The sequence below is a fragment of the Achromobacter mucicolens genome, assembly GCF_029866465.1.
Taxonomy (GTDB): Bacteria; Pseudomonadota; Gammaproteobacteria; order Burkholderiales; family Burkholderiaceae_B; genus Achromobacter; species Achromobacter mucicolens.
In genome coordinates this window covers 2,904,557-2,919,036 of the sequence record NZ_CP123364.1, presented here as the reverse complement: position 1 = coordinate 2,919,036, position 14,480 = coordinate 2,904,557, and the positions used below count along the sequence as shown (strand labels likewise).

Below are 14,480 nucleotides of genomic sequence, written 5' to 3'. Positions count from 1 at the left end.
CGGCCCAGACCGGCATGGATTCCGTCAGAAGCCAATTTCCCGTTGCAGCGTCGCGACCGCAAGGCGGATGCCCGCGCCGATGAAGCTCTGGCGCCCCGCGCCCAGTTGCGCGGTGCCGTTCAGCTCGCGGTCCATGCCAGGTGCCCCGTCGCAGTCCGCAAAGCGTACCTGCCAGGTTGCGCGCAAAGGCACCAGCCCATGCGTCTTTGCGTCCCGCTCCGCCGGAATCGGACCGCCGTACGTGCTGGCAACGCTGAGCTCATCCAGCGTGGATACGTTGACGGGGTCGATGGCCTGGACGCGGCAGGTGCGGGCGGCCATTTCGGGCAGGCTCGCGACGAACACGGCGGATTGCCCCGGCGCCAGCCGCGCAACCGCTTCTTCTCCCACGTAAGCATTGCCCTTCACTCCATCCGGCGCGACCAGGTCGTACAGCCGTTCTCCGCGTGGCAGCCAAGTGCCTGGCGCCTGTCCTTCACCGTCGGCCTGCACGATGCCGTCGAAAGGGGCGCGCACGCTCAGCTGCGCGATCTGCGCTTGCAGACCCGCCACGGTTTCGCGCGCGGCGGACCATCGGCTTGTCAGCGCCGTGCCTTGCTGGCGCAGGCGGTCGTCGAAGGGTTGCTGTTCGACTTGCCACCGCAACTGCTTTTCTTCGGCCGTGGCGGCCGCGAGCGTGGCCTGCAGGTCGGGAGACACCAGCACGGCCAGGACATCGCCGGCCTGGACGCGCTGGCCGTCGCGAGCGGGCGGCGGGGTGTCGGCCAGATAGCCAGCCGCCACCGTGTACAGCCCTTGCGCCCGCTGCGGTCCCAGCACGGCCGGCGCGCTGACGCCGGCATGCCAGGGCACGACAAAGAATGCCACGACCGCCGCGCCCAGCAGCGCACTGCGCACCGTCTGGAAACTCCAGTGCAGGTCCTCACGACGCGAACCGATCGCCTTGACCTCGTTCCACACGGGGCGCAGGATGAACCACCACAACTCGACGCAGAACAACAGCATGCCGAGGACTTTGAAAAAGGCGTGATAAACGATCAGCGCAATCGCCATGAACACCATCAGGCGATATAGCCAGGTGGCGAACGAAAAGGCGACCAGGAAGCGTCGTCGCTGCGTGCTGCACGGTTCGGGCTGCGGATCGCCCAGTCCGAACAGCCGCTCGCGCAGCCACCAGCGGCCCATGGCAAAAGCGCGGTCATGCAGGTTTGGCATCTCCAGCCAATCCGACAGCAGGAAGTAGCCGTCAAAGCGCATGAACGGGCTGGCGTTGATCGCCAACGTGGCTACCCACGTCGTGGTGGCAAGCAGGAAAGCGCCGGACCGTAGCGGGCCGTCCGGCAGCAGGCTCCACGCCAGCGTGGCGAAGGCGGCGAGCGCAAGTTCGCTAAGCATGCCGGCCGCACCGATCTGAAGGCGTTCGCGTCGGCCCTGTACCTTCCACGCCTCGGTCGTGTCGGTGTACAGCATCGGAAACATCACCAGCAGCGCCACGCCCATCGTCGGAACCCGGCATCCATGGCGTTGCGCCGTATAGGCATGCGCCAGTTCGTGCAGGATCTTGGCAAATCCGAGGGCGATGCCTACGCCGATCAGGCCGCGCCAGTCGGCGTAACCCTGGAAGGTGTGCAGGAATTCGTCCCAGCGCCGCGAGGCCAGGACCAGGCCGACGAGCGCAACTGCCGCGACCAGCCACCAGAACGCCGGGCGGAAGGCGAACGACACGTGGCGCGCGGTAGCGCGCAGGAAACCCATCGGATGCCATAGCGGAATCCGGATCATCAGGTAGTGCTTGAGCAGCCACATCGCTCGCGAAGTCTGCTGCGCGGCCTCGTGCTGTTGCAGCCGCTCGGTATCGGCGCTGGTTTCGGACACCAGCAGGTTCTGCTGGCGCAGCATGCGCGCCAGCGCCTCCAGGTCGTCCAGCGTGACGGTCAGCGTGGTGTCGCGGTTGACGGCGTTCACAATGGCCTGCGCATCGTCCAGGGGCCAGCGCGACAGGATTTCGAACGCGGGCCAGCCGATCTGGAAAAAGCGGTTAGCGGCGGGGTCATGCAGCATCCAGGTCGGTGCGCCGTCGGGCGTGGCGGCGCCCGGCGTCAGCGTCAGTTCCTGGCGGAGTTGGGGAAGGCGGGCCATGGTGACAGTGGCGCTACCAACCCAGCCACTGGCGGGCCTGGGTCAGCGGGCGGCGCAGCACGTAATAAATGGCCGGTACCCAAGAGCCCTGGATGCGGGCCGTCCCCATGGAGCCCAGCGGCGGCTGCGTGCCGTCGGCATGCAGGCTGGCGCGCACCCGATAGGCCAACACCCCATCGGGCGTGGGTTCGGCGCGCCAGGCCACCGATTCGATTCGCGCGTCGTAGCTCGACAGCGGTGAACTCTTGGGATAGAACGTCAGGGGCGTGCCGGGTTGCACGTCGATGTTGTCGGCCACCGGCAGCCAGGCGGTCACCTGCACGCGTGCGGGATCAGCCAGCAGCAGAATCTTCTCGCCCACCGCCACGGCCTTGCCGGTCCACTCGTTGGGGTCGCTGAAGATCGCCACGCCCGCGCGCGGCGCGTTGACATTCACACGCGCCAACTGGCGCGCGGTGTAGTCCAGCTCGACGCGGCTCTGGTCGAGCTTGCCCTGGCGTTCCACCATGTCCAGACGGGTACGGTCGTCGGTGACGGCCAGCTGGGCCGTCTGCCGGTATTCCTCTTGCGCAGTGGCGAAATTCTTGTCGGCCAGCGCATGGCGCGAGCGCAGCGTGGTGGCGTCCAGGCTCAGCAGCGGGGTTCCGCTATCGACGGCCTGGTTCGGCTTGATGTGCAGCTGGTCGATGACGCCGTCAAGTGGCGATCGAACCACGTAGGCGTCTTGCGGGGTGACGTCCGCCGGGGCCAGCACCGTCAGCCGCACCGGAATCAGGCACAAGCCTGCAAGGGCGAGCAGCACCCGCCGTTGCGTACGGCCGGGACGCAGCGCGCTGCGGGCGCGGGCGCGCCAGGTGGCGCGCGGCGCGAAGGCTTCGAAGCCATGCGCCCAGACCTGTCCCAGTTCGGCCAGCAGCACCGAATCCACCGGGGACCAGGCCTGCTCGCGCGCGAACACCACGCCACCCAGGGGCCGGCCCGTGCGGTCGGCTAGCGGCAGCCATGCGGCGTGCGCCGGCCACCAGGCACTCCATTCGTCGGCCAGGTGCGGCGCATCGGCGCGCAGGTCTTCGGCGGTGAACGTGCGCACCTGCGGGCGGCGGGGCAGGACGGGGGCCGGCTGGCCTTGCACCTTGGCGGTGTCCGGCGGCGTGGACCGAGGTCCACGGGCCAACACCTTGCACACCGCGCTCAGCCACTGCACGTAGGGAGCGTTGGGATCGCTTTGCGGCAGGCCCGAGACCGCCGCAATATGACCCGGCGCGTCGCCGCGCCACCAGGCGGCCTGCCGATACGGCACCAGCCCCAGGGTTTCATTGACCAGGGTGAAGCCCAGCGTCTTCTCACTGGCGGCCGCGCGTGCGCGGGACGATAGCTGCCATAGCAGCGCGAACTGCCTGCCGTCCAGCCGGACCTGTTGCGTGGCGTCGTTCGCCGTCTGTGATGCGGTCATGCCGATACCGTGTTGCCGTCAGCGCGCGAAGGTCGTCCAGCCGCTCATGCCGGGCAAGAGCTCGGCCGCGCCCGTCGTCAAGGCAGCCGTCACGTCAACGGTCTGCGTGACCGGATCGACCCGGGCGCCGATGCGTGCCACCTTGGCGGGATAGGCTTTGCCGGACTCGTCGACCTGCACGCTCAGCGCATGGCCGGGCTTCAGCCAGACCAGCCACTTGGACGGCACGATCATCTTCAGTTCCAGATGGCTGGTGTCGACGATCGTCAGCAGGGGCTTGCCCGGCTCGGCAAATTGCTGCGGCGACGCGCTGCGCTTGGAGACCCGGCCATCGAAGGGCGCGGCGATGGCACACTTGCGCACGGTCGCCTGCATGTAGGCAACGTCCGCGGAACTGGAATTGTGCTTGGCCTGAGCCTGCTGCACCTCCAGGTCGCCGATCGAGTTCGTGGCGCGCAGCTTGCGGTTCACGGCGAGCAGTTCGCCTGCGCCCGCGGCGTCGGCCTGGGCCTTGCGCAGTTGGGCGTTGAACAGCGAGCAATCCAGTGTGACCAGCATGTCGCCGGCACGGAACATGTCGCCGTCGCGGTAGGGCAGCGATGCGATCTTGGCCGAGATTTCGCTCGAGACCTCGACCTGGTCGCGGGCCACCAGCTGGACTCGGATCTTCGAGCCCGGTTCGTCGGCCGCCGGTGCCGCGGCGGGCGCCACGGCATCCGGCGCTGCCAGCGCCAGTCGCGTGGCAAGCAGCAACGCGGCCGCGCCAACCGCCCGGCCGTGAAAAAAGCGCGTCATTTCTGAATGGTCCCGGGCATCGAGGTGGCAGGCGCCGCGGCGGCCAGCGCGGACTTTTGCGCAGCGGCCGCCGTATCGGCGCCGGGCGCATTCGCGCCGCTCGCCAGCGCGCCCCATCGCTTCTGTTCCTGGGCGATCGATGCTTCCACCGATGCCAGATCGTTGCTCGCCAGCTTCTCGCCCAACGGGTCCAGGCCAAGCGTGGCCAGCATCTGGCCGTAAGCGCTTTCCAGCTCGCCATAGCTTTGGTACACGCGCAGCTCGGACATCATTGCCGCCGTGGCCGCGCGAATCTCGTCCAGTTTGCCCTGCGCCGTGGCGACGGTGGCATTGTGGGTGTGCGTGAGAAGCTGCTGGTCGACGTCGTTGGCCTGCTTGTACAGATCGAACTGGCGGGTCTTGGCGGCAAGCTGGCTGCGCGACAGGTGCACCTGCGACAGCACGGCCATGCTCAGCGCCATGCGCTGCGCCTGGGCCACATCCAGTTGGGCCTGCGCCGCGCCGCGGATGTTGCCCGCGTTCAATGCGTTCAACAGGTTCCAGCTGATGCTGACGCCGGCGGACTGCCAGGTGTTGTAAACCAGGAAGCTGTTGCTGTCGTAATGCGTTCCCAGGCTCAGCTCGATGCCAGGCAACAGCTTGGCAATGGCCTTGTGCGTTTCATTTACGCTGATGCGTTCGTTGTAGCTGGCCTCGACCAGCTCGGGACGGCGCTGCAGCGCCATGTCTTCCATCTTGTCCATCGGCATGTCGAATGCCGGCACCTGGAAGCTGTCGCTGCCGGCCAGCGTGAAGTCCGAGCTGGGGTCCAGGTTCATCAGCGCGGCCAGGCGCGGCTTGGCTTCTTCCAGCTGGGTGCGTACCACTTCCAGCTGGCGCATCAGGTCCAGCAGGATGCGCTGGTAGGTCAGCGTGGTGATCGGCGAGCGCAGACCCTGCGCCTGCTCGCGGCGCGAGTCTTCCAACGCCACGCGTGCCTGCTCCAGCAACGGGCCGACGCGGTCGCGCAGGCGTTGTGCGCCCAAGGTCTGCCAGTAGCTTTCACGCACCTGCTGCATGAGAAGCTGCACGACCTTGCGGCGGCGCTGTTCCAGCACCAGCACGTGGTCGGCTTGCTGCTTGGCCTCGAAGTAGCTGACGCCGAAGTCCAGGAGGTTCCACGACAGGTTCAGGTCGGCAGTGCGGCTGTTCTGATCGGTCGAAAAGGACGGGATCAGCGACTCTTCGCCGGTATACAGGCCTTCCGAACCGGAGGCCAGCGGGTGGTTGCGGTGGTTGTAGCCCGCCTGCGCGGTCAGCTTGGGAAGCAGGTTGAAGTTGGACAGGTCAAGTTGCCGCTGCGACAGCGCCTCTTCCATCATCTTCAGGCGATGGTCCAGGTTATAGCGGACCGCGCGCGCCATGGCCTGGTCCAGCGTGATGGGACCGCTGACGGGCTCTTGCTGGTCGAACAGTTTGGCGCGCTCGGCACTGGCCGTGGCGGCGCGATCGATCTCCGTGAACGGCTGGGGCTTGATCGCGCAGCCGGTCAGCCAGACCAGGGCGAGGGCGGCGGCGATCAGGGCGGGGCGCGGCACGCGTCCCTGGGGCGTCTTCTTGTTCACGTCGGCGTTTCTCATCGGAGTAAATGCGGGGGTAAGGGCGAAACCTTGGGTCATGACCGGTGCTCGGTTGCAGTGTGGGGGGCCGCAGACGGCGCCGCGTCGTTGTGCGAAATGTGCAAGGCAGCCATCGCGTTGGCGAATTGCGCGGCCAGCGAGTCCTTGGCGGCGGGCAACGCGGCGCGGGGCTCGCTGATGCCGGGGCGGGCCGGGGCGGCCGGCTGGTTGCCCCGGGCCTCGAAGTGCAGGACGAACTCTCGGCTGAAGCCGCCGGCCTGAAGCACGATGCGCAGCTGGTCTACACCAGCCGGGGGCGTGCCTGTCAGCTCGCCGGAATCGGCGTCGTAGTGCAGCCAGGCCGGTAGCGGGGCGCCGCCGGGCAATCTTGCGGTGGTGATGGAGTGAAGGTCGGCGCGCATCGCCTGCGCATCCATCACGAACGGCATCTTCACGACCACCGAGAACGCAACGCCAGCGACATATCGCTGTGGGATGTCGACGGAAGGCAACGCCTGGACGCGCGAGGTGAAGTCGAGCTCCGGCGGGATGTAACGGAAATCGCCGGTGACGCGCTCGATCTTGGGGACGCCCACCGGGCTCGGCGCCATGCCTGGGTTACGGCCTTCTTGCGCAACGAGCGTGTAGAAGGGCGTGCTTGCGTCTCCCACGCGCCCGGTGGGCAATTCATACACGCCCGTCTCGATGGCCGGCGCCTGGGCGGGATTCAGATAGCGCTCGGACGTATCGCCGTTGTCATCCCGAAGCGCCGTGTCCACATTCTGCTGCGGCTGCGGCAGGATGGGAACGCCAACCTGGCTGGACGCGGACACGCCTTCGATGTGGAGCGTGCGCTGCAGGGCTGCGCTCGTTTTGTCGCCATTGGCCACGCTAAACAACAGCGTGCGCGTGCCGTCGGTGGATTCGGCCTGCGAGTCGCGGTAGGTGACCGCGGCCAGTGCGGCCTGCCACTGCGCTACCGTCGCCGCGCCATTGACCGAGCGCAGCGTCAGCACGCCCGATGCGGGATCGTAGCTGGCCACGATGTCGCCGGTTTGCGCGGTTGCCGCGAAGCCCAGCACATCGCGTTGCGGATCGAACGTACCGCTGAAGGACACGGTGGCCGTGGTGGGCGGCGTGGCATTGCGGTCGGTCAGCGTAATGCCGGTGCCCACCGCGACCGGGCTGGCATCCTGGCTGGCGGTGTAGACGGGCGATGCGCCGTCGTCGCTCAGGTGCGGCGTCTGCCGCACTGCGGTGATGGCGACATCGCGCGAGAAGACCGCGCTGGTCTGGGCGCCGTCGTTGACCGCAATGCCGATGCTGCGGGTGACGGCATCGGGCGTGATGGCGGTGTTGGTGTAGGTGATGGCGCGCAGCGCGGCCTGCCATTGCGCCAGGGTGGCGGAGCCGCCGGCCGAGGTCAGCGTGAGCGTGCCGTGGGCCGCATCGTAGGTGGCGGCGATGTTGCCCATCGTCAGGCCGTCGTTGATGAAGCCAAGCAGGTCCTCGCTGGCAACGAATCCCGCGCCGATCTGGACGGTGGCCGAGGTCAGCGTTGCGTTGTCAGCGTCGGACAGCGCAATGCCGGTGTCGATGGCCACCGGCGTCGAGGCCATGTTGTCGCCCGAGATGAATGGCGCCGCGCCAGTGCTGCCGGACGAAATCACCGGCGTTTGACCGGTGGCGGTGACGGTGACGTCGCGCGTGTGGATCGCGCTGGCCTTGGCGCCGTCGCTGACCGCAAAGCCGATGCTACGGTTTGCGGTATCGGGCGTGATGGCCGTGTTGAGGTAGGTGACGGCGCGCAGCGCGGCCTGCCACTGTGCAAGCGTGGCGGTGCCGCCCGCCGAGTTCAGCATCAGCGTGCCATGAGCCGCATCGTACGTGGCGGCGATGTTGCCCATCGTCAGGCCGTCATTGGTAAAGCCAAGCACGTCCTGGCCGGCATGAAAGCCGGCGCCGATCTGCACGGTGGCCGAGGCCAGCGTCGCGTTGTCCAGGTCGGACAGCGTGATGCCGCCATCCACGGTCACGGGCGTCGAGACCGTGTTGTTGCCCGAGACGAAGGACGCGGCACCGGTGCTGCCGGAGGAAATCACCGGCGTCTGATCGGTGGCGGTGACGGTGACGTCGCGCGTGAGCGTGGTGCTGCGCTTGATGCCGTCGTTGACCGCAAAGCCGATGCTGCGGGTGACGGTATCTGGCGTAACGGCCGTGTTGCGATAGGTGACGGCGCGCAGCGCAGCCTGCCATTGCGCCAGCGTGGCGGTGCCGCCGGCCGAGGTCAGCGTCAGCGTGCCGTTGACCGCGTCGTAGGCTGCGACGATATTACCCATCGTCACGCCATCGTTGGCGAACGCAAGCACGTCCTGGCCGGCACGGAAGCCGGCGCCGATCTGCACGGTGGCCGAGGCCAGCGTCGCGTTATCGAGGTCGGACAGCGCAATGCCGCTGTCCACGGTCACGGGCGTCGAAGCCGTGTTGTCACCTGCCACGAAAGATGCCGCACCGGTGCTGCCGGACGAGATCAACGGCGTCTGGTCAGTGGCCGTCACCGTGATGGCGCGCGTCAGGACGTTGCTGAACTGCGGGCCGGCATTGACGGAAAAACTGATCGTGCGCGTCGCCGCATTGGGCGAGACCCGGGTGTCGGCGTAGGTGATCGAGCGCAACGCGGCCTGCCATTGCGCCAGCGTCGCGGTGCCGCTCGCCGAGTTCAGGGTAAGCACGCCGGTCAGCACGTTGTAACTGCCGGTGATGTCGCCCATGGTCAGGCCGTTGTTGACGAACGACAGAACGTCTTCGGCTGAATGCAGATTTCCCGTGATGGCGACGACGGCCGAGTCGACGACGTTGCCGAGCGGGGAGGCAAGGAGCAGGCCGCCATCGATGACGACCGGGCTGGACGACGTATTGTCACCCGCCACGAACGAGACGGAGCCCGTGCTGGGGCTGGACAATGCGGGCGCCGAACTGATGACGTCAACGGTGTAGGACAGCGGCGCGCTGGTCTTGACGCCGTCGCTGATGGTGAACTCGACTGTGCGCGCACCCAGCGGCGCGCTGGCCGCGGCCGAGAAGTGGATGTTGGCCAGCAGCGATTGCCACTGCGCGAGCGTGCCGCCGGTGGATGCGATGGTCAGCTTGCCCACGGCGGCATCGTAGGTAACGGTCATCCCATTCGTCAGCGTCGATGGCGGCAGGTCGAAGCTCAGGATGTCGCCCTGCTGCAGGCCCGACGTAATCCGCGCTTCCAGTGTCAGCGCCACAAGCGAAGCTCCCGCGACATTGCGGTCCGTCAGCGTCAGGCCGCTGTCGATGATCTTGCCGCTTTGGCCCGGCAGGTAGGTCAAGGTGTCGCCAGAACTGCCCAGCACGGGCGTCTGATGGGTGGCGATGACGATGATGGCCTTGTCGGAGATGCCGCTGGACTTGGCGCCGTCGTTGACCGAGAAGGAAATGGTGCGGTTGAAGGTCTGCGGCACGGCCGACGTGGCGGTATAGGTGACCGAGCGCAGCGCGGCCTGCCATTGCACGGTGGTGGAGCCGCCGGCCGAGGTCAGCGTCAACGTGCCCGTTGCGGCATCGAAAGTCGCCTGGATGTCGCCAAACGAGCCGCCGCCCATCGTCAGCACGTCCTCGCCCATCTGGTAATTGCCCGTGATCCTTACCGTGGCCGAGACCATGGTCGGCGTGTCCGGATCGCTTAGCGTCAGCGACGCATCGATCACGACGGGCGTGGACGGCGCGTTGTCGGCCGATGTGAAGGTTGAGCTGCCGCCGCTGTTCGTCAGCACTGGCGACTGATCAACCCGCTGGACATCGATCATGCGCTGGATACTGGCGCTGACCTTGAAGCCGTCGGTGATGACGAAGTTGATGGTGCGCTGCGTCGTGCTCGGCACCGCCGCAATGTCCGTGAACCGGATGGAACGCAGCGCGGATTGCCATTGCGCCAGCGTGGCCGAGCCGTTGCTGGAAGTCAGCACAAGCACGCCGGACGAATAGGACCCGGTAATGTTGCCCATCGTCGCGCCGTCGTTGGTAAACAGCAGCGTGTCGCCGTTGCTGTGATAACCGCTGGCGATCACGACGTTGGCCTGCGTCAGGGTGGCGCTGTCGAGGTCGCTGACCATGATGCCAGCATCGATCACGATGGCGGTACCGGGCGCGTTGTCGCCTTGTGTGAAGGTAACGCTGCCCGCCGAGCCGGACAGGATAGGGGTTTGCGTGGAGGCCGTAACCGTTATCGATGACTGGGCGGCCGCGCTGATCTTTGTGCCGTCGCTGACACTGAAACTGACGGTGCGCGTGGCCGTGGTCGGCATGACCGCGGTCGAGGTGAACGTGATTGCCTGGAGCGCGTTTTGCCACTGGGCCAGCGTTGCCGTGCTGCCGCTGGAGTTCAACGTCAATACGCCATTGACGTAAGTAGCAAAGATGTTGCCGTAGAGGGCCGAATTGTTGTTGACGAAACGCAGGAGGTCGGTTGGCTGGTAGTTGCCGGAAATGGTGACGACAGCCTGCTGCAGCGGGCCGCCGTCCGCATCGCTGACGGTGATGGCGCTGTTGACGACAACGGGCGTGGAGGCTGAGTTGTCGCCGGATACAAAATGGGCGGTGTTGCCGCTGTTGCCCAGCAATGGGGTCTGGTCGGTCGCGGTCACGGTCACCGAGCGCGCGGCGACGGCGCTGGTCTGCGTGCCATCGCTGATCTGGAAGCTGACCGTGCGCGTGGCGCTGCTGGGCACGACCAGATCATTGGTGAAGCGGATGGATCGCAAGGCGGTCTGCCATTGCGCCAGCGAGGCGCCGCCCGCGGAGGTCAGCGTCAGGACGCCCGTGCCACTGTCGTAGACGCCGGAAATATCGCCCGACGTTGCCGGATTGCCGATAAAGACGAGTTCGTCGTGATTCACCTGGAAATTGCCGGTGATCGCGACGGTCGCGCTGGCCAACGTGGCGCTGTTGCCGCCACTGAGCGTGAGGCCCGCGTCGACGGCGACGGGCGTGGAGATCGTGTTGTCGCCGCTGGTGAACGACGCGGAGCCGGCACCAGGGGCGACCGCCAGAGGCGTTTCAACCTGGACGCTGTGATGCAGCAGCGCGCTGGTGCTGGCGCTGTCCCGGACCGAGAATGTGATGTCGCGCAGGCCGGCGGATGTCGAGGCGCCAGCCGAGAACGTCACGGCCCGCAGTGCGTTCTGCCACTGGGCTACGGTGGCGTTGTCGGACACGGAAGTCAAGGACAAGGTTCTCGTCGCCGAGTCGTAACTCCCGATGATGTCGCCGTACAGGGACACACTGGAGTTATTGAAGGACAGGGTATCGCCCGCGATGTAGCCGGCAGAAATTGTCACGGTCCCGGCCGGCAGCTTCAGGCTGTCCGCGTCGCTGACGCTGATGGTGCTATTGACGACGATGCCTGCAGAGCCCGCCACGTAGTTGGTGTTGGCGGGCGAGCCGTCGCTGACGAGGGGCGTCTGGGGCGTTTCCGTGATCGTGATATTGCGGGTGGCAACATCGCTGTCGTTCTGTCCGTCACTGAACGAAAAAGCGATCGACCGAGTGGTGTCCGAGAGGCTGGGCGAGGCCATCGTGCTGGAAAACGTGACTGACCGCAGCGCGGCTTGCCATTGCGCGAGGCTTGCGGTGCCGGTCAGCCGGAGCTCGCCGACGCTTGCGTTGTAGCTGCCTGAGATGCCGTTTTGCGCCGTGAATCCCAGTTGATCGCCGACGACAAAATTGGTGATCCGTACCGTCGCCGAGATAGCAGTGGACGTTCCGCTCAGCGTCAGGCCCGGATCGATGGCGACCGCTGTGCCGCCTACGCCGTTATTGGCCGATGACCACGCCGCATTGCCGGGGCTGGTGGTGACGAACGCGCCCACTTCGGTATAAGCCAGGTTGTCCAGGGAGGGTTCGAAGGCGCCGGTATCGTTCTGGTCGATCAGTGAAAACGAGACGATGTTGTCGAACGCCGAACCCAGCTGGTTCTGGTTCGATACCGTACCCACGAATCCGCCTACCGTAGCCGTCGCCAACTGGATCAGTGCGCTGTGCGATCCATCCTTGTAGTTAGCCTGGATGTACAGGTCACCATTGAAAGAACTGAGATCGAAGCCTTGCAGCGAAAATGTGTGGCCGTTGGCTAGCGAGATCGTCACGCTTCTCATGACTGAGGTGCCGTCGGCATTGAGCAGCAGCACGCCGTCGGTCGGGCCGTCGGTAATATCGGTCGGCCCGAACGGGCTATTGCTGTCGTTGTATGCGTAGGAATTGGCCGCCCGGTCAAATGTGTACGTAATGCCATTCAGCGTAAATTGCGACTGGCCAACGGCAGAAAAATTGTTGGAGGCGGCGGTATCGTAGGTTTCGGTCGTGACCGCAAGCAGGCCGCCGTACTGCGCCAGCGCGATCGGCGAAGCGTTCAACGTGGATTGAACGTCGCCCGCGTGATACTCGAGTGTCCAGTCCCCGCCCCGCGTCGCGGCGCCCGTGGCGTCGGTGGAGGCCGCGACGTCCAGGTGCGAGAGGTCGGCGATCTGGCGCACCAACGCCTGCCCATCGGCCTGCTGTGCGATGTCGCATCCGTAGATCAGGAAATCGCCACCCGGGTTCATCGCCGCGCCGATCCGCGCCAGGTCGGCGCTGTGCGCCGCCAGCGAGGAGGCGGTCAGCCAGGTCGAGCCGGCCTGGATCGCGCCGTTGGAGCCGTGCGAAATCAGGCTGATCGCGTCCACGCCGGGATGCGATTGGAGATATTGCGCAATCTGGGCAAAGCCGTCGGATCGGGCATCCAGCACGACATACTGCGTGCCAGGAGCCAGCCCGTCGATCAGGGTCTGATACTTTTCGACACTGGGATCGATGAACACCACCTGCGATTGCAGGCTCGACACCGCGATGCCGTCGGCGGCCGCCTGCTGGTCTTGTTGCTGCCTGTCGGCGGTCTGGGTTCCGTCCTGCGCAGTCTGGCGGCCCGCCGACTGGGCCTGGGCGGCGGCGGGCGGGGGCGTATCCGAGGCTCGAGGCTGACCGGCCGAAACGGCTGGCGGCGTGGCGTTAGCTTGGGAAGGGGCGTCGGCCTGAGGTTCGCCGGCGCGATGGATCTCCGGCGCGGGATCGGCCTGGTGGGGTTGCGCGGAGAGCGCCGCCACCGAGGCGTCATAGACAATGCGAGGCTCCAGCGCCATCAGCAGGGGAGACGCCGCCACGGCGGGGCGGGGGCGGTTGGCGCCGTTCAGGCTGCCCGCCAACCATTGTTTGACCTTCTTCATGACCTGCTTCTCCATGCCGCCAGCGGCTGTCGCCGTAAACGAGCCTGGAGACCCAGGGTGTCGAAGTCCGCAATATTCGGGGCGTTGTATCGCGATCTTACAACTTAATGTGTCAATAGTGACGAGTATTAACATTATTTTTCTCGTCCGTAACTTAGCCGCCTCAGAAGCGCGAAGGCATTCGTCGAGGGCTCGAAACGCAACCACCGCAGAAACGTCGGCGACCGCCCGCCGGCGCTTCCCGCCAGGAACGCTAAAATACCGCCTCGCGGCTTTTTGGCCAGCCTTTCCGGTATCCCCCTACCTGCGCCTGGCGCACCCCACAACGATGAAAAAACTGACAGCTGTACTTCTTGTGTCCGCAACCTCGCTGCTCACGGCCTGCGGTCCTGGCGACAACGCGCCCGCCGCGAGCGCCCAGGCGCCGGCCGCGCCCAAGAAGGTTGTCGTGGGCCTGGACGACAATTTCCCGCCCATGGGATTTCGCGACGCCAGCAACCAGATTGTCGGTTTTGACATCGACATGGCCAAGGAAGCCAGCAAGCGCCTGGGCATCGAAGTGGAGTTCAAGCCCATCGACTGGAGCGCCAAGGAAGCCGAGCTGAACGGCAAGCGCGTCGACGTGCTGTGGAACGGCCTGACCATCACGGAAGAGCGCAAGAAGAACATCAGCTTCACCGCGCCCTACATGGCCAACCACCAGATCATCATCGTGGGCAACACCTCGCCCGTGAAGGTCAAGAATGACCTGGCCGGCAAGGTCGTCGGCGCGCAGGACGGCAGCAGCGCCACCGACGCCATCGCCAAGGATCCGGTTGCCGCGCAGATCAAGGAAGTGAAGAAGTTCGGCGACAACGTCACCGCGCTGATGGACCTGGCCGCGGGCCGTCTGGACGCCATCGTCGTCGACGAAGTCGTGGGCCGCTACCTCATCAGCAAGCGCGCGGGCGAATACCGCGTGCTGGAAGAGAACTTCGGCACGGAAGACTACGGCGTCGGCGTGCGCAAGGACGACACCGAACTCCTGGCCAAGCTGGACAAGACGCTGGACTCGATGAAGCAGGACGGCACCGCCGGCCGCATCGCCACGCAGTGGTTCGGCGCCAACATCATCAAGTAAACGAGAAAAGCGCCCGCGGCCCAACCGGCCGCGGCGCCTTTGCCGTTGCAGTTCGCAGCCCGCCGCGGCACCGCAAGGCCAGGCGGGCTCGC

Annotated in this window: 6 protein-coding genes; 1 reads left to right on the top strand and 5 read right to left on the bottom strand. The window is 66.2% G+C overall.

The genetic code is table 11. The annotated features are described in order from the left end of the window. Positions 1-24: 24 nt before the first annotated feature. The 5 genes from QEP15_RS13350 to QEP15_RS13330 are packed head-to-tail and all read right to left on the bottom strand — an operon-like array spanning position 25 to position 13,268. The gene (locus QEP15_RS13350; protein ID WP_280147544.1) at positions 25-2,139 is read right to left on the bottom strand and encodes an HlyD family efflux transporter periplasmic adaptor subunit; all 2,115 of its coding nucleotides are present in this window, start codon (positions 2,137-2,139) and stop codon (positions 25-27) included. Between the two features lie 13 nt (positions 2,140-2,152). After that, complete coding sequence (locus QEP15_RS13345) at positions 2,153-3,592, bottom strand: efflux RND transporter periplasmic adaptor subunit (protein ID WP_152384525.1); 1,440 nt, start codon at positions 3,590-3,592, stop codon at positions 2,153-2,155. A gap of 18 nt (positions 3,593-3,610) precedes the next feature. After that, positions 3,611-4,387 (bottom strand): efflux RND transporter periplasmic adaptor subunit, encoded by a 777-nt coding sequence (locus QEP15_RS13340; RefSeq protein ID WP_152384524.1) that lies wholly within the window; start codon positions 4,385-4,387, stop codon positions 3,611-3,613. Beyond that, positions 4,384-6,006 (bottom strand): TolC family protein, encoded by a 1,623-nt coding sequence (locus QEP15_RS13335; protein ID WP_280147543.1) that lies wholly within the window; start codon positions 6,004-6,006, stop codon positions 4,384-4,386. Before QEP15_RS13335 ends, QEP15_RS13340 begins: the two co-directional genes overlap by 4 nt. A gap of 35 nt (positions 6,007-6,041) precedes the next feature. Then, positions 6,042-13,268 carry a DUF4347 domain-containing protein gene (locus QEP15_RS13330; RefSeq protein ID WP_280147542.1) on the bottom strand — a complete coding sequence of 2,409 codons (7,227 nt, stop codon included), beginning with the start codon at positions 13,266-13,268 and terminating at the stop codon, positions 6,042-6,044. 328 nt (positions 13,269-13,596) lie between these two features. Here QEP15_RS13330 and QEP15_RS13325 point away from each other — a divergent pair, with 328 nt between their 5' ends. Further along, a complete protein-coding gene (locus QEP15_RS13325) occupies positions 13,597-14,388 on the top strand; it encodes an amino acid ABC transporter substrate-binding protein (RefSeq protein ID WP_056318565.1) in 792 nt (263 codons plus the stop codon). Positions 14,389-14,480 lie beyond the last annotated feature (92 nt).

Bases quoted from the DNA above. Each gene is read 5' to 3' on its own strand.
- QEP15_RS13350 (WP_280147544.1), bottom strand. From the start codon at position 2,139: ATGGCCCGCCTTCCCCAACTCCGCCAGGAACTGACGCTGACGCCGGGC.
- QEP15_RS13345 (WP_152384525.1), bottom strand. From the start codon at position 3,592: ATGACCGCATCACAGACGGCGAACGACGCCACGCAACAGGTCCGGCTG.
- QEP15_RS13340 (WP_152384524.1), bottom strand. From the start codon at position 4,387: ATGACGCGCTTTTTTCACGGCCGGGCGGTTGGCGCGGCCGCGTTGCTG.
- QEP15_RS13335 (WP_280147543.1), bottom strand. From the start codon at position 6,006: ATGAGAAACGCCGACGTGAACAAGAAGACGCCCCAGGGACGCGTGCCG.
- QEP15_RS13330 (WP_280147542.1), bottom strand. From the start codon at position 13,268: ATGAAGAAGGTCAAACAATGGTTGGCGGGCAGCCTGAACGGCGCCAAC.
- QEP15_RS13325 (WP_056318565.1), top strand. From the start codon at position 13,597: ATGAAAAAACTGACAGCTGTACTTCTTGTGTCCGCAACCTCGCTGCTC.